The sequence below is a fragment of the Candidatus Pelagibacter sp. HIMB1506 genome, from assembly GCF_052047935.1.
Lineage (GTDB): Bacteria > Pseudomonadota > Alphaproteobacteria > Pelagibacterales > Pelagibacteraceae > Pelagibacter.
Genome location: NZ_JBNAIS010000001.1, coordinates 492,758 through 512,922 on the forward strand (window position 1 = coordinate 492,758; position 20,165 = coordinate 512,922).

A 20,165-nucleotide genomic window follows, 5' to 3' on the forward strand; every position below is an offset into this window, starting at 1 on the left:
TTTTTAATTAAAAAAAAGTTTATTAAAATTATTAGTGGTTAGCTCTATCAATTCTTTTTTAGAAATATTTTTTATTTCGGCAAGTTTTGTAGCTGTAAAATCGATAAACGATGGTTCATTTTTTTTTCCTCTATTTGGAACTGGCGCCAAAAAAGGACTATCGGTTTCAATTAAAATATTTTCATTTGGGATTGATTTAAATGTTTCTTGTAAATCAACTGAATTTTTAAAAGTAATAATTCCACTAGCAGAAAAGTAAGAATTTAAAGATAATAATTTTTCTGAAAATTCTTTTGAACCAGTAAAACAATGCATTAAAATTTTAATATTCTCATCTTTATATTGATTTAGAATTTCAAATGTTTCATCTTCAGCATTTCTTGAATGAACAATAAGAGGAGCATTAGTCTTTGTGGATGCTTCTATATGTTCTTTAAAACTGGCAATTTGTTTATCTTTTTCACTATTATTATAATAAAAATCTAATCCAGTTTCACCAATTCCTATAATTTTTTTGTTATTTTTTAGGTTGTCAATAATTTCACTGGCAATAATTGTGTTTGTAGAACTTTCATGTGGATGAATTCCAATTGTACCATAAATCATCTCATCTATATTAACTAGTTCCTTAACTCTAGAGAAACTTTCAAGAGACGTTGATATTGTTAATAGTTTTTCAATACCTATATCTTTTGATCTTTGTAAAACATTTGTTAAATCACTCAACAAAGGTTCGTGATCTAGGTGACAATGAGAATCAATCATTTTTTTTTTCTATTTTTTTAAACAGTATATCAATTTTCTTAATAATATTTCCTTTAGTTAAATACTCATTATCTGAAAGAGAATTTAATTTTATTTGATCTTCATTTATGTCAAAAATTTTTAGTGCTTTTAAAGAAGACTCCGGAATAATTGGATATAATAAGAAGCTTATTTTTCGAACAATTTCCAATGTAGTATAGACAATTGTATTTAATCTAATTTGATCATCTTTCTTTTTCCATGGTTCTTGATCATTAAAATATTTGTTGGCTTCAAAAAGAGAATTAACAATATAGTCTATATAAAAGTTAATGTTTTGATGATCAATTTTAGATCTAATATTATCTAAATTTTTTTTATACTTGTCTAAAATAAATAAATCTTCATCAAGAAATTTAATTTCGGAAGGTATTTTTCCACCACAATTTTTGATCGCAAAAGCAGTAACTCTTTGGCATAAATTTCCATAATTATTTGCTAAATCACTGTTTATACAATCTTCCAATCTATCTTGAGAAATATTACCATCATTGCCAAATGAAACTTCCTTAATTAGATAATACCTTAATGGATCTAACCCATACTCTTCAATTATTTCTAAAGGATCCAAAATATTACCTTTAGATTTGGACATTTTTTCTTCTCCAGATAAAATCCAACCATGACCATAAACTCTTTTTGGCACTTCAATTTTAGCAGCCAATAAAAAAGCTGGCCAATAAACAGCATGAAATCTAAGTATATCTTTGCCAATTAAATGTATTGATGCGGGCCAAAATTTTTTGAATAATTCATCGTCTTTATTTGGGTAATTTAGTGCACTTAAATAATTTGTAAGTGCATCTAACCAAACATAAATTACATGATTTTTATTACTTGGTACTTGTATACCCCATGAAAAACTTTTCCTACTAACTGATAGATCTTTTAGACCACTTTTTACAAAACTAATAACTTCATTTCGTCTAGATTCTGGATAAATAAAATCAGGATTATCCTCATAATATTTTAAAAGAGGTTTTTCCCATTTTGAAAGCCTAAAAAAATATGACTCTTCCTCAATCCATTCGACAGGAGATTTTGATGATATAGCTATTTTTTTACCATCTATTTCTTCTATCTCATCTTCGCTATAAAAAGCTTCATCCGATACTGAATACCAACCAGAATAATTTGATAGATAAATATCATCATTCTTTTCAAGTTCAGACCAAAGATATTGCACTGTTTTTTTATGCCTCTCTTCGGTTGTTCTAATAAAATCAGTGTTGCATAAATTTAGAGTATCTGAAAGATCACGAAAAGTTTTGCTTATTTGATCACAAAATTTTTGAGGAGTCTCCCCTGCTCGTTCAGCTGATCTTTGAATTTTTAAACCATGCTCATCTGTTCCGGTTAAAAAATGTACTTTAAAATCATCAATAATTTTAAATCTTGCAAAAAAATCAGCAGCTATACTTGAGTAAGCGTGTCCCATATGAGGTTTAGCTGATGGATAATAAATAGGTGTTGTAATATAAAAATTTTTATCCATTTAAAACTTTATCTTCAAATTCCATAAATAATGTCTCTTCATCTAAATTATAAATTTTAGTATCATTAATTTTTTTTATAAAATAATGATAAAGGTGAAATAATTTAGTATTTTTCGTAGATATATTGTTTCTAAAATAAACTTCAATAAAAGAATATATTAATTGAATAATTGGTTTGTTTTTTTTGTAAGTCTTGCTTGATATTAAACTTTGCAAAAAGGTGTCTAAATTATAATCCTTAAGATCTAAATCAAAGTTTTCTGCAAGTTTTAATAATTCATATAATTTACCTGGTGTTGTAAAGTAATTTACTAAATCTTGATTTATAAAATTATAAACATCATCGTTTATTAATTTATTAACAATTTCAATAAATTGAGCATTCGTTAAAAAAACTTTGAAATTTAAACATCTAGATTTAAGAGTTGGTAAAACTCTTTTATTATTGTTAATTAAGATAAAAATAATATTTTCATTAGGTTCTTCTAAGACTTTTAGTAATGCATTAATAGAATTCAAATTTAATAATTCTATATTGTCTATTAAAACAAATCTTTTTTTATTATTAAATGAAGATTTATTTAGATTAACAATTAATTCTCTTATTTGATTTATATCAATGTTTTTTTTATCTTCAGCTACGTCTATAAGATTAAAATTTGGATTAGATTTATTTTGTATAAGTTTGAATGATTTATTTTCTAAATTAATTTTATTATTTTCAACATCATAAGAATGCTCTTCATCTTCTGATAATACAAAGTTTATAAGATGATAACCTAATGTTGCTTTACCAATACCTTTTTCACCAGATAAAAGTATTTTATTTGGTAATTTGTTATTTAAATATAATTTAGATAAATGGTTGAAAATCTCTTGATGTTCGTACAAATTCTGTTGTGTAGATGAATTTAGATTCATTTAATTAACTTTTTAACTTGATTGATAATTAATTTTTCATTTTTCTTAATATCTAAATTTGAATCAATTATCTTATATTTTTTCTTATTTAGTTTTGATAACTTAAGAAATCCATTTTGAACTTTGTTATAGAAACTGCTATTAAATTGATCATATCTATTCAAAGATTTTCTCATTTTCAATCTTAAGAAAAGATTTTTTTTATTTACAACATTAAGAAATGTAAAATTAACCTTAATATTTTTTAATAAATATTTATTAATTATATTTATAATTTTAATATCAACGCCCATGCCATAATGCTGATAAGCAATTGTAGAGTCTATAAATCTATCAATTAAAATAACTCTTTTTTTATAATATTTTTTAATAAGATTAATATTTTCACTTCTGGCAGCTAGATATAAAAATAAATCAGTTTTTACATTAAAATTGGATTTCTTATTTAATATTAATTTTCTAATTTTTTCAGAATTTAAACTCCCTCCTGGTTCTCTGATTTTTAAATATTTAACTTTATTTTTGTCTAAATACCTTGAAACAATTTTTATATGATGACTTTTTCCACTGCCTTCTATACCTTCAAAAACAATAATTGGCTTCTTAGACATCGCCCCAAATTAAGTAGTTTAATGATTTAAGCAATCTAGAAAAGAAATTTACTTTTTTAATTTCTTTTAAAGCAAGCAAATCATACTCACCTACTAATTCTTGGTCATAAACTACTTTTAATGTTGCAACTTTTTGATCTTTGTTTATTGGTGCTTCTACAGGTCCATCATAATTTACAGAAACCTTTAATAATTTTTTTTTGGCTTTTTTAATAGTTTTGTAAATATCTTCATTTGTATAAACATCAACCGTATCTTCTTTTCCCAACCATACGTCTATTTTTTGAAAAGGTTTATTAGCTTCAGTAATTTTAACTAAATCAAAATTTGTAAGTCCATAAGTTAACATTTTAGTACTTTCTTTTGATCTGGCGTTTTTTGAATTAAAACCACTGCCAACAGCAATTAATCTTCTTCCATTTCTCTCTATAGACGAAGCTAATGAATATTTTTCTACAGCTAAATAACCAGTTTTGATACCATCTGCTCCAAGATTTTTATATAACAAAGGATTTCTATTACCTTGTGTTATTGGATCTCCTCCTGTTCTATCCCAAGTAAATTCTTTTTCTGCAAACATTTTATAAAATTCTGGATGTTCTTTAATTAAGTATCTAGACATGATCATTATGTCTCTAGCTGTTGAATTATTATCAGGGTGATTAATTCCTGATGAATTAGAAAAGTTTGTATTGTCCATTCCTAACTCTTTAGCTTTTGCTGTCATTAAGATTGCAAACTCTTCTTCAGTACCCGCTATGCCTTCTGCTAATGCAATACAAGCATCATTACCAGATGCTATGATAATACCTTTTAGTAAATTTTCAACTGAGACTTCGTCCCCTACCATTATAAACATTGAGGAATAACCAGATGTAGATAAACGCCAAGCTTTTTCTGAAATAATAAATTTTTCATCCATACTCAAATCTCCTGACTTAATTAAGTCAAAGGCAATGATGGAGGTCATGATTTTCGTCATGGATGCAGGATAAATTGATAAGTCCGCTTCTTTTTCAAAAAGAATTTCACCAGAATGATAATCTTGAATTATTGCAGTTTTTGCTTTCACATCAAAATTAGCAAATGATTTAGATGCAAATAAAATGAATATTAAAATAATTAAATTTAATTTTTTAAACATCTTTAATAATTTTTAGGTTTTCAAAATTTAGTTTTTCTATTTCGTCAAATGACTCTTGAATTTTTTTTATATCATTAAATGGACCTAATAATACCCTATATTTTGTTTGAGATAATTTTTTTATAACAGGATTTGTTATCTTTGTTTCATCCATAATTCTTTGGATCATATTTTCAGCTGAATCTTTATAATAAAAATCTGCAATTTTAATTGAATATAGAAAATTACTTTGAGAAGTCTTAGGCAATTCCTTTTTCTCTACAGTTCCTAAATTATCTATGGTTATTCTATCCACAGGAGCCTTTTGAGCTACTTTTTTTTCTTCATCAAAAGTTTTAGCTTTTTTTGCTACAAAAGTTGATTCATTAGAAATTAGAGATAATTCAACATAGGGTTCATTTTCATCTAGCAATAATTCATCAACAATTCTTTTGGTGATTACTGAATTATAAAAATTTGAAAAAATTGCTTTATTAGATATCACTTGTGCAATAACAGTTTTTGTATTTTCAGGGTTAGTAATTTTCACGAAAGAATTTTTTCTAATTTTGGTATGAAAAATAAATAAACCTCTGTTATCGAGTTTTTTTGAAATACTTTTTTCATTAAAGAGATTTTCGTCGTAAATTAATGCAAAGCCTTGGTTGGTATACTCTCTATCAAAAATATATTTAGAACTATCTTCTTCATTTTCATCTGAAGATTTTAAAGTTTTTTCTGCTGTAGATGTATCTGGTTCTGTCTTAATGTTTTTTTTTTGAGTTGTTTCTAATTGTTTGCATCCAATAAAAAAAATAAACAACAATAATTGTAATATTATTTTAAAGTTCATCTTTGAATTTATCCTTTAATGTGCATACGGCTAAAGCAAATCTTAAAGATCTATTCCATTGTAAAATTATTTCATAATTATTAAATACCACATAAGCTGGATTTAATGTTTCCGCATCAGGAATTATATCTTTATCTGGTGTTATTATTGCAACTTCTAATTCATCATAATTATTTGAAATAATTGAATTGTTCTGAATGTATTGTCTAAAAAACTTTAATTGTTTCTTATCATGTAATTTTTTTGCAGAAATATTTAAATATTTTTTTGGAATATCATTATTTAAATCAATTCTATAAAAACATGGTTCATTAGATTTCCAACCTATTTTCTTTAAATAATTACTCGCTGAAGCATAAGCATCAGGGTTACTTTTTAAGTTTATTGAACCATTGCCATCATAATCTGTTGCATAATTTTTCATAGTAGAAGGCATAAATTGGAAGTAACCAAAAGCACCCGCCCAAGATCCATATAATGTTTTATAATCAATTTGATTTTTCTCAATTAAATTTAAAAGTATTAAAAGTTCTTTGGTAAAAAATTCTGATCTTCTTTTGTCAAAACTTAATGTAGCTAGTGAAGAAAGAATGTCCATTTTACCAACATAGGTTCCAAAATTTGTTTCTATACCCATTAACGATAAGAGAAGTTCTTTTTCTATGTTAAATTCATTTTCAACAGAGGTAATTAAATTTAAATTATCTATATAAAGTTTTTTTCCTTTTTTTACTTTTTGGTCAGAGGTTCTTTTTGATATGTAAGTTTTTGTATCTTCATAAAATTCTGGTTGATATCTATCATATTTAATTACATCGGGTAAAAACTTAGTATTAGACATAACTAGATCAAATGTTGCTTCGGAAATATTATTTTCTAGAGCAATTTTTTTGAAATTATTTTTCCATTTTTCGAATTCTATATTGATATCTGCTAAAGTGTTTGAATGAAAAAAAAGAGATAAAATAAGTATAAGTTTAATTAGTTTCATATAAATCTCTCAAATATATTATTACAGCAATCCAGATTAAAATGAAACTTACTAGTTTATTAAATGAGAAAACTTCATCGTAATAAAAAAAACCTAGTAAAAATTGAAGAGTTGGTGTGATATAGAAAATCATCCCAGTTGGACCTAATCCACATAATTCAACTCCTCTTACATATAAAAATAAAGGTATTACCGTCATTGGACCTGCCAACAATATTATTAACATCATTGGAGGGTTGGATAACGAGAAATCATTGTAACCATTAACTGCAATGAGATAGAATGCACCAATTGCAATTGGCAATATAAATAAACTTTCTATTAAAAGTCCAATATCAGTATCAACATTAACCTTTTTTCTTACTAAATTATAAAAGCCCCAACTTAGTGCTACAAGTATACCGACCCAGGGAAGCGATTTTAAACTTACAAAAATTAAATATAAAATTGATAAAATAACTAAGGTAATTGAAAATATTCTTTTATTATTTAATTTTTCCTTAAAAAAAATATAACCAAGAAGAACACTTAATATTGGCATTATAAAATAACCAAAACTAGCATCTATAATTCTGTTAGTAGCGATCGCATAAATCCATACACCCCAATTCATAAAAATCAAAAAGCCTGACATAAAAAGATAAACAAGATTTTGTTTACTTTTAATTATCTTAAAAAAAATATCCCATTTTGAAAAAAAGAAAGTTGTTAATATTAAAGTCAAGGTTGTCCATAAACATCTGTGGACTACTAGCTCAATATAACCAATAAAAGTAATATATTTAAAATATAAAACTCCAAAAAAACCCCACCAAAAAGATCCAAATCCAGCAAGTAAAAGGCCTTTATTAAATTCTTTGTTCATGTAGCTTTGATATTAGTCGTTAATGAGTTTTTTTAGACTATTTTATTGTTGAATTAAATAATTATAATTATAAAACCTTGCTCACGGAGAGATGGCTGAGCGGTTGAAAGCACCGGTCTTGAAAACCGGCAAAGGGGCAACTCTTTCCTGGGTTCGAATCCCAGTCTCTCCGCCATCAACTTAATATTTAAAATTTTTAAACAATAAGCTTATATTGTTTTTTTCTATTTCGAATTCAGTATCAAAACCATTATAGAAATTATACAAATTTGTGTCATCAATATTAAGAAATTTATCTAGATCAATTAAATCCTCTTTTTGCAAATCATTGATGTATTTTTTTACAAATTTACCTAAGAGCTTATCCATCTCCTTGGTACCTCGATAATTGGAACGATAAATAATTTTTTTTTTTAATTCATCTATATTGAGGCTCATTATTAGAATATAATTAATTTATCATGGATAATAAAACTAATTTTGAATATTTATTATCTGATCTAACAGCTTTAAATGGCGTAGGTGTAAAAACAACAAATTTACTTAAGAAAAAGAATATAAATAATATTTTTGATTTACTTTGGAAACTTCCAAAGGCTTATACAGATAGAAGTTTGTCAACAAAAGTAAAAGATTTAAAGATCGGTGAAAATCAAACTGTTACTGTTGTAGCAAATAAATATTTGTTTCCAAGAATTAGAAAATTACCAAATAGAGTTAAGTGTTCAGACGAAACAGGTGATCTAGATTGTGTTTTTTTTAATAGTTATGAGGGATATATTAAAAAAGTATTACCTTTAGGAAAAGAAATAACTGTAAGTGGGAAAATTGGCTACTTTAAAAATAAATATCAAATAACCAATCCTAAATATGTATCTGAAGACTCAAGTTTAATTAAACAAGTTCATAATAAATATTCATTAACTGAGGGAATATCTGAGAAAATTTATAATAAAATCATAAAACAAATAATAGATAAATTACCGAACCTAAAAGAATGGCACTCAAGTAAAATTTTAAATAAATTCAATAATATCAATTGGAATGATGCTATTAGAGAATTACACAAGCATGAAAATATAGGAAAATACAAAGATCATTTTTATCAAAGACTTGCATATGATGAAATATTTGCAACATTTTTAGTTAATTCAGAAATAAGAAAAAAAATTAAGAAAGTTAAGAAAAAAAATAAAATTATTAATTTAAATAAACAAAAACAACTTATTAATAAATTAGATTTTGCATTAACTGATGATCAAATTAAATCAATTAATGAAATTAATGAGGATTTATCATCCTCAACTAAAATGTTTAGATTATTACAAGGAGATGTTGGAAGTGGAAAAACAATTGTTTCATTATTAGCTGCATTCAATACTATCAATTCTGGGTTTCAAGTAGCTGTTATGGCCCCTACTGAAATATTAGCAAGACAACATTATAATTTAGCAAAAAAAATTTTTCCATCAAACATATCAACAGAGTTAATTTCTGGTAAGTCTAGCTACAAAGAAAAAAAATTAATCCTCAATGAACTAATAAATAATAAGATTAATATAATTTTTGGTACTCATGCTATTTTTCAAAAAACAGTTAGATTTAAAAAATTAGGATTAATTATTATTGATGAACAACATAAGTTTGGTGTTAATCAAAGAAAAAGATTATCTGACAAAGGTGGGAATGATTGTGATGTATTATTGATGACTGCCACACCTATTCCACGAACTTTAACAATGACAATTTATGGTGATATGGATTTATCAATTATTAGAGAAAAACCTAAAAACCGTAAAATGATAAAAACTTACAGTAAATTAGAAAGTAAAATTGATGATGTAATTAAATTTATAAAAAAAGAAATTAATTCAGGAAATCAAATATTTTGGGTCTGTCCATTAATTGAGGAGTCTAAAAAATTAGATCATACCTCTGCAATTCAAAAATTTGAATATTTAAAAAAATTATTCCCTAAACAAGTCTCTATTCTTCATGGAAAAACAGATATAAATGAAAAAGATGAAATTTTAAAAAGATTTTTAAATAAAGAATTTAAAATATTAGTATCTACGACCATTATCGAGGTTGGAATAGATTTTCCAAATGCCAATGTAATTGTAATTGAAAATGCAAATAAGTTTGGCCTATCTCAGCTCCACCAATTAAGAGGTAGAGTTGGTCGTGGAGAGAAAGAAGCAACGTGTATTTTGATGTTTAAGTCAAATTTGAGTGAAAATGCTAAAAAAAGAATAAATATATTAAAAGAAACTAATGATGGGTTTGTTATTTCTGAGGAAGATATGAAGATAAGGGGTTTCGGTGATATTCTGGGTTTTAAACAAAGTGGTGTTAAAAATTTCAAATTAGCAGACCCAATTCGAAATAGTGACTTATTTGAATTAGCTGAAAAAGAAATAAAAAGAATTGAACTTGAAAATGAAAATTTAAGTAAGTTTAAACCTTTAATTAAATTGTACGATAGAGCAGATATAATTAATGATATAGCTTAATTTTTTTCAGTTGTTGTTGTTCCGGCCGACACAATAAATTTAGAAGCCTCTTCAAAAGTCATGTTTAAAAATATAACGTCATCTTTTGGGAACATTAGCAAAAAACCACTTGTTGGATTTGGAGTTGTTGGAACAAATACGTTTATTAATTTTTGATTTGTTTTTTCAGCAATTTCTCCAGAATTTTCTTTAGTTGCAAAACCTACAGCCCAAACACCTTTTCTTGGATATTCAACAAGAACAACACTCTTACTTTTACTACCACTTTCTTTAAAAGATTGTGACATTTGTTTAATTGCAGACCAAAAAGTTCCTAGTAGTGGTATTTTTTTGAATAAACTGTCTATTAACTGAAGAAATTTTTTTCCTAAATAAGATAAAGATATGAAACCAATGATTGTTATGAAAATAATTGAAATAATTATCTCTAGGCCAGGTATATTAAATGGCAAATAATAATTTGGATTTATTTGAGACGGTAAAATTTTTGAAGACGTATTTATTAAAAATTTACTTAAATAAATAGTTAGTCCTATTGGTATTAAAACGACAACACCTGTAAAAAAATAATTCCTAATTTTTAAAGATAAAATATAAAACCATAGACCTATAATTTCTCTTTTTTTTATAGGTTTCTTTTTGGTTTCTTTCATTTATTAACTATAACTAGAATATGTAACAAAAATTATTGCAATGATAAATAATACAACTAAAATTTTATTATTAAGATTCATAATGATAAATTATTACCAATTTTAGAATGAAATGAATAGAAGAAAATTTTTAACATATGTTGGATGTAGTTGTGGAAGCTTACTTCTACCTTCGTGCACAAGTGCTCCAATTACTGACAGAAAACAATTAAAATTAATACCTGAAGCTAAATTAAATGCTCAAGCTGCTCAAATTTATGAGAAAGTTAAAGAAAAAGAGAAAATGAGTGATGACACAAAAACTTTAAATGAAATAAAAGAAATTGGAAAAAAAATGGAAGATTCAATTAGTGAATATTTCTATAGATCTAATTTAAATGATCCAACAGCTAACTTTGATTGGGAATATATATTAATTGATAATAAAAAAGTTAGAAATGCTTGGTGCATGCCTGGAGGGAAAATTGCAGTTTATACAGGTATACTTGATGTAACAAAAAATACTAATGGTCTGGCTGCAGTAATGGGACATGAAGTTGCTCATGCTGTTGCCAAACATTCTGTTGAAAGAGCAAGTAGAGGAGTTTTACTTAACACAGGTACCAGAATTATTGATATTGCAAGTGGAGGTATATTATCAGATATCAACAGAACAACTGGAATGGATACAGTTGGCCTACTATCTCAAATTGGATTAATGAATCCATTTAACAGAAAACAAGAAAGCGAAGCTGATTATCTTGGTATGATTTTTTCATCTTTATCAGGATATGATATTAGAGAGACAGTTAAAATTTGGGAAAGAATGAAAGAATTTAATAAAGGAAAAGAACCTCCACAATTTATGAGTACTCACCCTTCATCTGACACTAGAATTAAACAGTTAAATGATTGGATGAATGAGGTAATTCTTGATTATCCACCAATTGAAATAAGTTAAATTCAAAAAGTGGTGAGCCGTGATGGACTCGAACCATCGACCCATTCCTTAAAAGGGAATTGCTCTACCAACTGAGCTAACGGCCCACAAAGATTCATTTTTATGAAAATGAATATGGTTTGTATACAGATAAATTTTAATATTTCAATTCGTTCAATGTAATTTTTACAAAAAGAATTCGTTATAAATGAGGGGTTTTCATTACAAAGTTGTACACATAATAGCACAGTTAATAAAACTACAACTTATCAATGTATTTATCGTGAAATTCATCGAAGGTATTATTCATAATATTTTTTCTGATTTCAGACATTAATTCTTGATAAAAATTTATATTATGAAGTGTTAATAACATTGATGCTAATATTTCATTGGTATTAAACAAATGATTTAAATAGTTTTTTGAATATTTATTTAAATTTAAATTTTCACAATTAGGATCTAACGGCGTGTTGTCATTTTGATATTTGTTATTTTTAATATTTACCCTTCCATTCCAAGTAAAAGCAAGACCTGTTCTACCTGATCTAGTTGGAAGAACGCAATCAAACATATCTATACCTCTTTTTACAGCTCCTAAAATATCTGATGGTGTACCAACACCCATTAAATAATGAGGTTTTTCGTCTGGTAAATGTTCCTTAATACCATCAAGAGTGCTAAACATTTCATCTTGAGTTTCACCTACAGCTAATCCTCCAACTGCATAGCCATCAAATCCAATCTTTATAAGTCCTTCAAGGGATTTTAATCTTAAATCTTTAAATAATCCTCCTTGAATAATTCCAAATAAAGCTTTGTGAGGATTGTTTCCAAATGCCTTTTTAGATCTTTCAGCCCAATACAAAGATAGATCCATAGATTTTTTTATTAAATTATAATCTTCAGTTTTTTTTGGACACTCATCCATTATCATTACAATATCTGAGTTTAAACCCAATTGAATCCTAATACTTTCTTCAGGACTTAAATAAAATTTTTTTCCATCGACGTGTGAATTAAATATGGCCCCTTTTTCGCGATCTATTTTATTTAACTTTGATAGAGACATTACTTGAAAACCACCTGAGTCTGTAAGTATTGGCAAATCACAATTCATGAACTCATGTAAACCACCTGCTGACTCAACTCTTTCCACTCCAGGACGGATCATTAAATGATATGTGTTAGATAGTATTATTTCTGATCCAGTTTTCTTTATATCATCGATTGTACAAGCTTTAACTGTTGCTTGTGTACCAACAGGCATAAATGCTGGTGTATTAACCTCACCTCTATGAGTTTCTATAACACCGCATCTAGCAAATTTGTCTTTGTTTAAAACTTTAAAGGCAAAATTTTTTAATGCCATTTAATATTTTACAAAGATTTAAAGCTTATAATTTTATCAGGATCTGTTACAGCGCCATTATTATTTTGGTCACCTCTTTTAATTTTATCTACAAACTCCATTCCTTCAACAACTTTACCAAAAACAGTATACTGTCTGTCTAAAAAAGGAGCTGGTTGAAAGCAAATAAAAAACTGGCTATTTGCGCTATTTGGATCTTGAGCTCTAGCCATAGATAATGTGCCTCTGTCATGAGGTAAACTATTAAACTCTTGCTCTAAATCAGGCATATCAGATCCACCCATACCTGCTCTTCTTAAGTCAAATTCCTTAGACTCTGAATTTCCAAATTTAACATCACCTGTTTGAGCCATGAAACCATCTATCACTCTATGAAATACAACGTTGTCATATTTTCCACTGTTAGCTAATTCTTTAATTCTTTTGACATGGTTTGGTGCCACGTCCTCAAATAATTCAATTTTTACATCACCATCTTTAAGTTTTAAAATCATTATATTCTCCTCAGCTATTAATTGATTTGCACTAATAAAAAATAAAATAAATATGTACGATAAAATTCTATTCATATTTTTCTTTTAAAGATTTTATTGTGCTTTTGGTAGTAAATTTTTTAATATTTCCATTCAATTTTACAATTTCTTTAACAAATCTAGAAGATATAATTTGATTTTCTACATCCGACATTAAAAAAATTGTTTCAATATTTTGGTTAAGCTTTCTATTCATTCCTGCAAGTTGAAATTCATATTCAAAATCAGATACGGCTCTCAAGCCACGCAATATGATATTTGATTTATATTTTTTGCACAAATCTGTAGTTAGTGAACCAAAGGAAACAACGATAATTTTTTTTTTATTTAATTTTAAATCCTTGAATAAAGCTTTATTTACAATTTCTATTCTTTCTTCAGAAGAGAATAAATAATTTTTATTACTTACATCCGAAACCCCAACTACTATTTTATCAAAAAGCTTTAGTGCTTTTTTAATAACATCTATATGACCATAAGTAATTGGATCAAAAGTTCCTGGATAAATAGCAATTTTACTCATTAAATTAAATTATCATCAATCTTAATTGCAGAAACAACTTTTTCATCACCAGATAATTTTATTATTCTTACACCTTGGGTATTTCTACTAGCAGTTCTTATTTCTTTAACCGCCACTCTAATAACTCTTCCTTTATTTGTAGATATTAGAATTTCATCACCTTCAAATACAGGAAAAGATGATGTTATATTTCCATTTCTTGGTGAATTTATAATTCCAATAATGCCCTTTCCTCCTCTATTAGTAACTCTGTAGTCAATATGAGAAGTCTTTTTACCATAACCGTTTTCACTTATTGCTAAAACAAATTTTTCTTTTGCTTTTAATTCTGATTTTTCATCTTTTGATTTTTTTCCATTTTTACTCAATTTATCATTATCAATTACTGATAATGAAACAATTTGATCTCCAGAAGCAAGTTCAATACCTTTTATTCCTTTAGAAGACCTTCCCTTAAATACTCTTAATTTTCTAGCTTCAAAACGGATACATTTTCCAAATTTAGTACTTAGAATTATGTCTTGATCATCTTTACAAATTTTAACTCCAACAATTTTATCGTTGTTGTCAAGTTTCATTGCAATTTTTCCTGAAGCATTAATGGATGAAAAATCCTCTAAACTATTCTTTCTAACTTTACCTTGTGATGTTGCAAAAATAATTTGATAATTTTTTGAGTCTGTATCTTCATCAGGCATTGGCATAATTGAACTAATGGATTGATGACTCTTTAGCGGAAGAATATTAAATAAGGATTTACCTTTTGAAGCCGATGATCCCTCAGGTATTTTCCAAGCTTTAATTTTATAAACAAGCCCCTCTGTTGAAAAAAATAAAACTGATGTATGAGTATTTACCGAAAGAGTTTGTATTACAGAGTCTTGATCTCTGGTAGTAATTCCAGATTTACCTTTTCCACCCCTTTTTTGTTGCTTCACATTATTTAATGATCCTCTTTTAATATACCCTTGTAAAGTTACTGTAATAATTACAGATTGTTTTTGGATTGTTTCCTCGATATCGTAATTTAATACCGCATCAATAATTTTAGTTCTTCTAGGAACAGCAAATTTTTCTTTAATATTTTTTAATTCTTCGCTTATTACTCTCAAAAGCTCTTTTTTAGAGAATATAATTTTTTTATATTTTGCAATTAATTCAGCTAATTTTTTAATCTCAACTTCAATTTCGTTTATACCAAGAGCTGTTAACTTCTGTAATCTTAATTCTAAGATAGCTAAAACTTGTGGTTCAGATAAAGAATAAATATTTTTACCTTTTTTTCCCTCTACTAAAGAAATTAGCTTTTGTGATTTGTTTATTTTCCATTTAGTTTTAAGAATAGCATTTTTTGCATCCTCAGGTGTTTTGGAAGATCTAATGATTTTTATAATTTTATCTAAGTTTTCTACTGCAACAGATAGACCAATTAAGATATGAGCTCTTTCCTCTGCTTTTTGAAGATCAAATTTTGTTTTTTTGATTACTACATCTTCTCTAAAAGATAAAAAATTAGAAAGAAATTCTTTTAATGTACATGTTTTTGGTTTCCCTTCTACTATTGCTAAAGTGTTAAAACCAAAAGAGCTCTCTATTTGAGTATTTTTGTAAAGTTGTCTTTTAATTGTTTCTGGCTCAACACCGTTTCTTAAATCAATAGCAACTCTTATACCTTCTCTGTTAGACTCATCTCTTATGTCTTTAATACCTTCAATTTTCTTTTCTCTAACTAATTGTGCAATTCTTTCATTTAGTACAGCTTTATTTACTTGGTATGGAATTGAAGTAATTACTAATCTATCTCTACCATTCTTTAAGCTTTCAACTGATACTTCACCTCTAATTTTAAATGAGCCTCTACCATTGTTGTAACCTTGTTTAATTATATCTTTGCCGATTATTACTCCTCCAGTCGGAAAATCTGGTCCTGGAATATGTTTCATTAGCTCTTTTATTTTAATATCTTTATTGTCTATTAAAGCTAAAGTACCATCAATTATCTCACCTAGATTATGAGGAGGAATACTAGTTGCCATTCCAACAGCTATACCTCCAGCCCCATTAACTAACAAATTTGGAAATTGCGCAGGTAATACGCTAGGTTCTTTCTCAGTTTCATCATAATTACTTTTAAAACTAATCGTATTTTTTTCGATATCATCAATCAAATATTGTGAAACTTTTGATAATCTTGTTTCAGTATACCTCATAGCTGCAGCTGGATCACCATCTATGGATCCAAAATTACCTTGTCCTTGAACTAAAGGTAAGCTCATTGAAAAATCTTGCACCATCCTAACTAAAGCATCATATACTGATTGATCACCATGAGGATGATATTTACCAATTACATCCCCAACTATTCTTGCTGATTTTCTGAATTGTTTAGACCAATCATAACCACCTTTGTACATTGCATAAAGAATTCTTCTATGAACTGGTTTTAATCCATCTCTTACATCAGGTAATGCACGACTTACAATAACACTCATAGCATAAGACAAATAAGACGAGCTCATCTCGTCATGCATAGAGATTAGATTAATATTCTTATCTTTTGGTTCTTCAGTTTTTTGCATAGAAATTAAAATGGTATTTCGTCATCCATATCATTTGACACTTGAGAAGAATCCTCAATATTGTTTTGTTGAGTTGTGTCATTCTGAATTCCACCACCTGTATTTCCTCCACCTAACATTGTAAGTGAAGAATTGTAACCTTGTATAACAATTTCTGTTGAATACTTATCCTGGCCAGATTGTTCATCTTTCCATTTACGTGTTGTCAGTTGTCCCTCTACATAAACTTGTGCGCCCTTTTTTAAATATTGTTGAACAACATTTACCAATCCTTCATTGAATACAACTATACGGTGCCATTCAGTTTTTTCTTTTCTTTCACCAGTATTTTTATCTTTCCATGTTTGACTGGTTGCAAGACTTAGTCTAGCTACACTCTTTCCGTTTACCATTTGTTTAATTTCAGGGTCTGCGCCCAAACGACCAATTAATAATACTTTATTTAAACTTCCAGCCATAATATTTTAATATTTGTTAAATTAATTAATAAGATTTATATCACAATTCTTCTGAATATTAATTTTATTGACTCAAAGCAACTAAAAATATGATGAAAAAGATAGTTATTAAGGGCGCTAAAGAACACAATTTGAAGAATGTGACTGTAGAAATTCCAAAAGATAAATTTGTAGTGATAACAGGTTTGTCTGGGTCAGGAAAATCTTCATTAGCTTTTGATACCATTTATGCAGAAGGTCAAAGAAGATATGTCGAGAGCTTATCTGCTTATGCTCGTCAATTTTTAGATAAAATGAAAAAGCCTAATGTTGATTTAATTGAAGGCTTAAGTCCAGCCATAGCAATCGAACAAAAAAACACTTCAAAAAATCCCAGATCAACTGTTGCAACTGTTACAGAAATTTATGATTATATGAGGGTTCTTTATGCAAGAGCAGGCATACCCTATTCTCCTTTTACAGGTAAGCCAATAACCTCTCAAACAATTACTCAAATTGTTGATTTAATTAAAAAATTACCAAAAAAATCTACAATTTATATTTATGCTCCAGTAGTTAGGGGTCGTAAGGGTGAATATAAAAAAGATATTTTAAGCTATAAGAGACGTGGATTTAGAAAAATAAAAATTGATAATGTATTATACGATATAGAAAAATCTCCTAACCTAGATAAAAAATTAAAACACGACATTTCAATTCTAGTTGATAGAATTGTACTTAATTCAAAACTTGGAAACAGATTAGCTGAAAGCGTAGAAACAGCTGTAAATTTAGCTAATGGATTAGTTTTTGTTGAATACGAAGATGAAACTCTTCCTCAAAAACTTAGAAAAATTCAAAAATTAATTTACTCCACAAAGTTTGCTTGTCCAGAAAGTGGTTTTACTATCGAAGAAATAGAACCAAGATTGTTTTCATTTAATAGTCCCTATGGTGCTTGTGAAGAATGTGAAGGTATAGGAATGAAATTAAATGTAGACCCAAATTTAGTAGTTCCAGATGATCGTAAAAGTTTAGCAGATGGGGCAATTGAACCATGGGCCAAATCGACAACTTTATATTATGCCCAAACATTAGCGTCTCTTGCAAAGCATTATGAATTTTCTCTTGATGAAAAATGGAAAAAACTACCAAAAAAAATAAAAGATATGATTTTATATGGTTCAGATGAGGACGAAATTAAATTTAATTATGATGATGGATATGAAAAATATTCATATAAAAAAACTTTTGAAGGTGTAATTAATAATCTTGAAAGACGTTTCTTGGAATCTGATAGTGAATGGAAAAGAGAAGCGATAGCCGAATATCAATCTGATACTGCTTGTGAAGCTTGTAATGGTGATAGACTTAAAGAAGAGGCATTATGTGTAAAAATTAATGATTTAAATATTAGTGAGGTTACTAAAAAATCAATTCATGATGCTGCCGAATGGTTTAAAAGCTTAGAAAACAATTTAGATAAAAGACAATTTAAAATTGCAGAGCATGTCCTAAAAGAAATAAATGAAAGATTAAATTTCTTACTTAATGTTGGTTTGGATTATTTAACACTCTCAAGAGAATCTGGAACTTTATCAGGTGGAGAAGCTCAAAGAATTAGATTGGCATCACAAATTGGATCTGGTTTGACTGGAGTATTGTATGTTTTAGATGAACCATCAATTGGTTTACATCAAAAAGATAATGTTAAATTAATTAATGCATTAAAAAGATTAAGAGATCTTGGTAATACAGTAATTGTTGTTGAACATGATACTGAAACAATGGAAAATGCAGATCATATTATTGATCTTGGGCCTGAAGCAGGAACGAATGGTGGTCAAATAACAGCTCAAGGAACTTACGAAGAACTTAAAAAGGATAAGAAGAGTATAACGGGACAATATCTTGCAAATAAACAAAAAATTGAAATTCCTAAAACTAGACGATTAGCAAAAAATGGTAGGTTTGTAGAAATAAATGGTGCTAGTGGAAATAATTTAAACAATGTTAATCTTAAAATTCCTACAGGTACATTCACTTGTGTAACTGGTGTATCAGGAAGTGGTAAATCTACATTAGTATTACAAACATTATTTCATGCATTAAACTTAACACTTAATAACAAAGCTAGAAAAACTCCTAAAGCTTTTAAAGGCTACAAAGGAGTAGAATTAATTGATAAAATTATTGATATCGACCAATCCCCTATTGGTAGAACTCCAAGGTCTAACCCAGCCACATATACTGGTGCTTTTGGTCCTATTAGAGATTGGTTTACTAGCTTACCAGAGTCTAAAACTAGAGGTTATAAACCAGGAAGGTTTTCATTTAATGTTAAGGGCGGTAGATGTGAAGCGTGTGAAGGTGATGGAGTTATTACTTATGAAATGCATTTTTTACCAGATGTTTATATTCAGTGTGATGAGTGTAAAGGAACGAGATACAACAGAGAAACTTTAGAGATTAAGTTTAAAGGAAAAAGTATAGCTGATGTTTTAGATATGTCTGTTGATGAAGGTTGTGAATATTTTGAAAACATTTCAAACATTAAATCTAAATTATTAACCTTAAAAAAAGTTGGACTTGGTTACATTAAAATTGGACAACAAGCCACTACACTATCAGGTGGTGAAGCACAAAGGATTAAACTAGCTAAGGAATTATCAAAAAGATCAACTGGTAGAACCATGTACATATTAGACGAACCAACAACTGGACTACATCAGCACGATATTAAAAAATTACTAGAAATTCTTCACACCTTCGTGAAATTAGGAAACACCGTAGTTGTAATAGAGCATAACTTAGATGTTATAAAAACAGCTGATCACATTGTCGATATGGGTCCTGAGGGTGGTGTTAAAGGTGGTAAAATTGTTGCAGAAGGTAAACCCGAGGAAGTTTGCAAAGTAAAAGAAAGCTACACAGGCCAGTTTTTAAAACCTCTTTTGTATTAAATATAAAAA

At 27.7% G+C, this 20,165-nt stretch carries 18 protein-coding genes and 2 tRNA genes; 4 read left to right on the forward strand and 16 right to left on the reverse strand.

Annotated elements, in window-relative coordinates:
- Positions 1 to 3: 3 nt before the first annotated feature.
- From ACTTA8_RS02685 to rarD, 8 genes are read right to left on the reverse strand one after another with little or no spacing between them, the layout of a single operon-like run.
- The gene (locus tag ACTTA8_RS02685) at positions 4 to 765 is read right to left on the reverse strand and encodes a TatD family hydrolase (protein ID WP_440654166.1); all 762 of its coding nucleotides are present in this window, start codon (positions 763 to 765) and stop codon (positions 4 to 6) included.
- Positions 758 to 2,299 carry a methionine--tRNA ligase gene (gene metG, locus ACTTA8_RS02690; protein ID WP_440654167.1) on the reverse strand — a complete coding sequence of 514 codons (1,542 nt, stop codon included), beginning with the start codon at positions 2,297 to 2,299 and terminating at the stop codon, positions 758 to 760. Before metG ends, ACTTA8_RS02685 begins: the two co-directional genes overlap by 8 nt.
- Positions 2,292 to 3,221: an AAA family ATPase gene (locus ACTTA8_RS02695; RefSeq protein WP_440654168.1), complete on the reverse strand. Its 930-nt coding sequence runs from the start codon at positions 3,219 to 3,221 to the stop codon at positions 2,292 to 2,294. Before ACTTA8_RS02695 ends, metG begins: the two co-directional genes overlap by 8 nt.
- The gene (gene tmk, locus ACTTA8_RS02700; protein WP_440654170.1) at positions 3,218 to 3,832 is read right to left on the reverse strand and encodes a dTMP kinase; all 615 of its coding nucleotides are present in this window, start codon (positions 3,830 to 3,832) and stop codon (positions 3,218 to 3,220) included. Before tmk ends, ACTTA8_RS02695 begins: the two co-directional genes overlap by 4 nt.
- A complete protein-coding gene (locus tag ACTTA8_RS02705; RefSeq protein ID WP_440654172.1) occupies positions 3,825 to 4,976 on the reverse strand; it encodes a D-alanyl-D-alanine carboxypeptidase family protein in 1,152 nt (383 codons plus the stop codon). Before ACTTA8_RS02705 ends, tmk begins: the two co-directional genes overlap by 8 nt.
- Complete coding sequence (locus ACTTA8_RS02710) at positions 4,969 to 5,808, reverse strand: hypothetical protein (protein ID WP_440654173.1); 840 nt, start codon at positions 5,806 to 5,808, stop codon at positions 4,969 to 4,971. Before ACTTA8_RS02710 ends, ACTTA8_RS02705 begins: the two co-directional genes overlap by 8 nt.
- Positions 5,798 to 6,799 carry a lytic murein transglycosylase gene (locus ACTTA8_RS02715; RefSeq protein WP_440614373.1) on the reverse strand — a complete coding sequence of 334 codons (1,002 nt, stop codon included), beginning with the start codon at positions 6,797 to 6,799 and terminating at the stop codon, positions 5,798 to 5,800. The genes ACTTA8_RS02710 and ACTTA8_RS02715 overlap by 11 nt, the downstream gene beginning before the upstream one ends.
- The gene (gene rarD / locus ACTTA8_RS02720; protein WP_440654174.1) at positions 6,786 to 7,664 is read right to left on the reverse strand and encodes an EamA family transporter RarD; all 879 of its coding nucleotides are present in this window, start codon (positions 7,662 to 7,664) and stop codon (positions 6,786 to 6,788) included. The genes ACTTA8_RS02715 and rarD overlap by 14 nt, the downstream gene beginning before the upstream one ends.
- An 85-nt stretch (positions 7,665 to 7,749) precedes the next feature.
- Between rarD and ACTTA8_RS02725 the strand changes: the two genes are divergently transcribed.
- Positions 7,750 to 7,839, forward strand: a tRNA-Ser gene (locus ACTTA8_RS02725).
- Positions 7,840 to 7,844: 5 nt separating this feature from the next.
- Here ACTTA8_RS02725 and ACTTA8_RS02730 read toward each other — a convergent pair.
- Positions 7,845 to 8,102: a succinate dehydrogenase assembly factor 2 gene (locus tag ACTTA8_RS02730; protein ID WP_440614375.1), complete on the reverse strand. Its 258-nt coding sequence runs from the start codon at positions 8,100 to 8,102 to the stop codon at positions 7,845 to 7,847.
- Between the two features lie 23 nt (positions 8,103 to 8,125).
- Here ACTTA8_RS02730 and recG point away from each other — a divergent pair, with 23 nt between their 5' ends.
- Positions 8,126 to 10,177 carry an ATP-dependent DNA helicase RecG gene (gene recG / locus ACTTA8_RS02735; protein WP_440654175.1) on the forward strand — a complete coding sequence of 684 codons (2,052 nt, stop codon included), beginning with the start codon at positions 8,126 to 8,128 and terminating at the stop codon, positions 10,175 to 10,177.
- Here recG and ACTTA8_RS02740 read toward each other — a convergent pair.
- Positions 10,174 to 10,830: a DUF502 domain-containing protein gene (locus tag ACTTA8_RS02740; protein WP_440634143.1), complete on the reverse strand. Its 657-nt coding sequence runs from the start codon at positions 10,828 to 10,830 to the stop codon at positions 10,174 to 10,176. The genes recG and ACTTA8_RS02740 overlap by 4 nt on opposite strands.
- A gap of 112 nt (positions 10,831 to 10,942) precedes the next feature.
- On the opposite strand from ACTTA8_RS02740, the gene ACTTA8_RS02745 reads away from it, so the two are divergent.
- Positions 10,943 to 11,770, forward strand: coding sequence for a M48 family metallopeptidase (locus tag ACTTA8_RS02745; protein WP_440654177.1), 828 nt, complete (start codon positions 10,943 to 10,945; stop codon positions 11,768 to 11,770).
- A gap of 10 nt (positions 11,771 to 11,780) precedes the next feature.
- Here the strand turns inward: ACTTA8_RS02745 and ACTTA8_RS02750 are convergent.
- From ACTTA8_RS02750 to ssb, 6 genes are all read right to left on the reverse strand, one after another.
- Positions 11,781 to 11,856 (reverse strand) — tRNA-Lys (locus ACTTA8_RS02750).
- A gap of 152 nt (positions 11,857 to 12,008) precedes the next feature.
- Positions 12,009 to 13,121, reverse strand: a complete 1,113-nt coding sequence (tgt, locus tag ACTTA8_RS02755; protein ID WP_440634142.1) for a tRNA guanosine(34) transglycosylase Tgt — start codon at positions 13,119 to 13,121, stop codon at positions 12,009 to 12,011.
- A gap of 8 nt (positions 13,122 to 13,129) precedes the next feature.
- Positions 13,130 to 13,690: a peptidylprolyl isomerase gene (locus ACTTA8_RS02760; protein WP_262589211.1), complete on the reverse strand. Its 561-nt coding sequence runs from the start codon at positions 13,688 to 13,690 to the stop codon at positions 13,130 to 13,132.
- Positions 13,683 to 14,177, reverse strand: a complete 495-nt coding sequence (coaD, locus tag ACTTA8_RS02765) for a pantetheine-phosphate adenylyltransferase (RefSeq protein WP_262589212.1) — start codon at positions 14,175 to 14,177, stop codon at positions 13,683 to 13,685. The genes ACTTA8_RS02760 and coaD overlap by 8 nt, the downstream gene beginning before the upstream one ends.
- Positions 14,177 to 16,756, reverse strand: coding sequence for a DNA gyrase subunit A (gene gyrA / locus ACTTA8_RS02770; protein ID WP_440654178.1), 2,580 nt, complete (start codon positions 16,754 to 16,756; stop codon positions 14,177 to 14,179). Before gyrA ends, coaD begins: the two co-directional genes overlap by 1 nt.
- A gap of 5 nt (positions 16,757 to 16,761) precedes the next feature.
- Positions 16,762 to 17,214 (reverse strand): single-stranded DNA-binding protein, encoded by a 453-nt coding sequence (gene ssb, locus ACTTA8_RS02775; protein WP_262589214.1) that lies wholly within the window; start codon positions 17,212 to 17,214, stop codon positions 16,762 to 16,764.
- A gap of 89 nt (positions 17,215 to 17,303) precedes the next feature.
- On the opposite strand from ssb, the gene uvrA reads away from it, so the two are divergent.
- On the forward strand, positions 17,304 to 20,156 hold the full coding sequence (gene uvrA / locus ACTTA8_RS02780; protein WP_440654180.1) for an excinuclease ABC subunit UvrA: 2,853 nt from the start codon (positions 17,304 to 17,306) through the stop codon (positions 20,154 to 20,156).
- Positions 20,157 to 20,165: the final 9 nt, after the last annotated feature.

Coding starts and splice junctions, on each gene's coding strand:
- ACTTA8_RS02685 (WP_440654166.1), bottom strand. CDS start 765: ATGATTGATTCTCATTGTCACCTAGATCACGAACCTTTGTTGAGTGAT.
- metG (WP_440654167.1), bottom strand. CDS start 2,299: ATGGATAAAAATTTTTATATTACAACACCTATTTATTATCCATCAGCT.
- ACTTA8_RS02695 (WP_440654168.1), bottom strand. CDS start 3,221: ATGAATCTAAATTCATCTACACAACAGAATTTGTACGAACATCAAGAG.
- tmk (WP_440654170.1), bottom strand. CDS start 3,832: ATGTCTAAGAAGCCAATTATTGTTTTTGAAGGTATAGAAGGCAGTGGA.
- ACTTA8_RS02705 (WP_440654172.1), bottom strand. CDS start 4,976: ATGTTTAAAAAATTAAATTTAATTATTTTAATATTCATTTTATTTGCA.
- ACTTA8_RS02710 (WP_440654173.1), bottom strand. CDS start 5,808: ATGAACTTTAAAATAATATTACAATTATTGTTGTTTATTTTTTTTATT.
- ACTTA8_RS02715 (WP_440614373.1), bottom strand. CDS start 6,799: ATGAAACTAATTAAACTTATACTTATTTTATCTCTTTTTTTTCATTCA.
- rarD (WP_440654174.1), bottom strand. CDS start 7,664: ATGAACAAAGAATTTAATAAAGGCCTTTTACTTGCTGGATTTGGATCT.
- ACTTA8_RS02730 (WP_440614375.1), bottom strand. CDS start 8,102: ATGAGCCTCAATATAGATGAATTAAAAAAAAAAATTATTTATCGTTCC.
- recG (WP_440654175.1), top strand. CDS start 8,126: ATGGATAATAAAACTAATTTTGAATATTTATTATCTGATCTAACAGCT.
- ACTTA8_RS02740 (WP_440634143.1), bottom strand. CDS start 10,830: ATGAAAGAAACCAAAAAGAAACCTATAAAAAAAAGAGAAATTATAGGT.
- ACTTA8_RS02745 (WP_440654177.1), top strand. CDS start 10,943: ATGAATAGAAGAAAATTTTTAACATATGTTGGATGTAGTTGTGGAAGC.
- tgt (WP_440634142.1), bottom strand. CDS start 13,121: ATGGCATTAAAAAATTTTGCCTTTAAAGTTTTAAACAAAGACAAATTT.
- ACTTA8_RS02760 (WP_262589211.1), bottom strand. CDS start 13,690: ATGAATAGAATTTTATCGTACATATTTATTTTATTTTTTATTAGTGCA.
- coaD (WP_262589212.1), bottom strand. CDS start 14,177: ATGAGTAAAATTGCTATTTATCCAGGAACTTTTGATCCAATTACTTAT.
- gyrA (WP_440654178.1), bottom strand. CDS start 16,756: ATGCAAAAAACTGAAGAACCAAAAGATAAGAATATTAATCTAATCTCT.
- ssb (WP_262589214.1), bottom strand. CDS start 17,214: ATGGCTGGAAGTTTAAATAAAGTATTATTAATTGGTCGTTTGGGCGCA.
- uvrA (WP_440654180.1), top strand. CDS start 17,304: ATGATGAAAAAGATAGTTATTAAGGGCGCTAAAGAACACAATTTGAAG.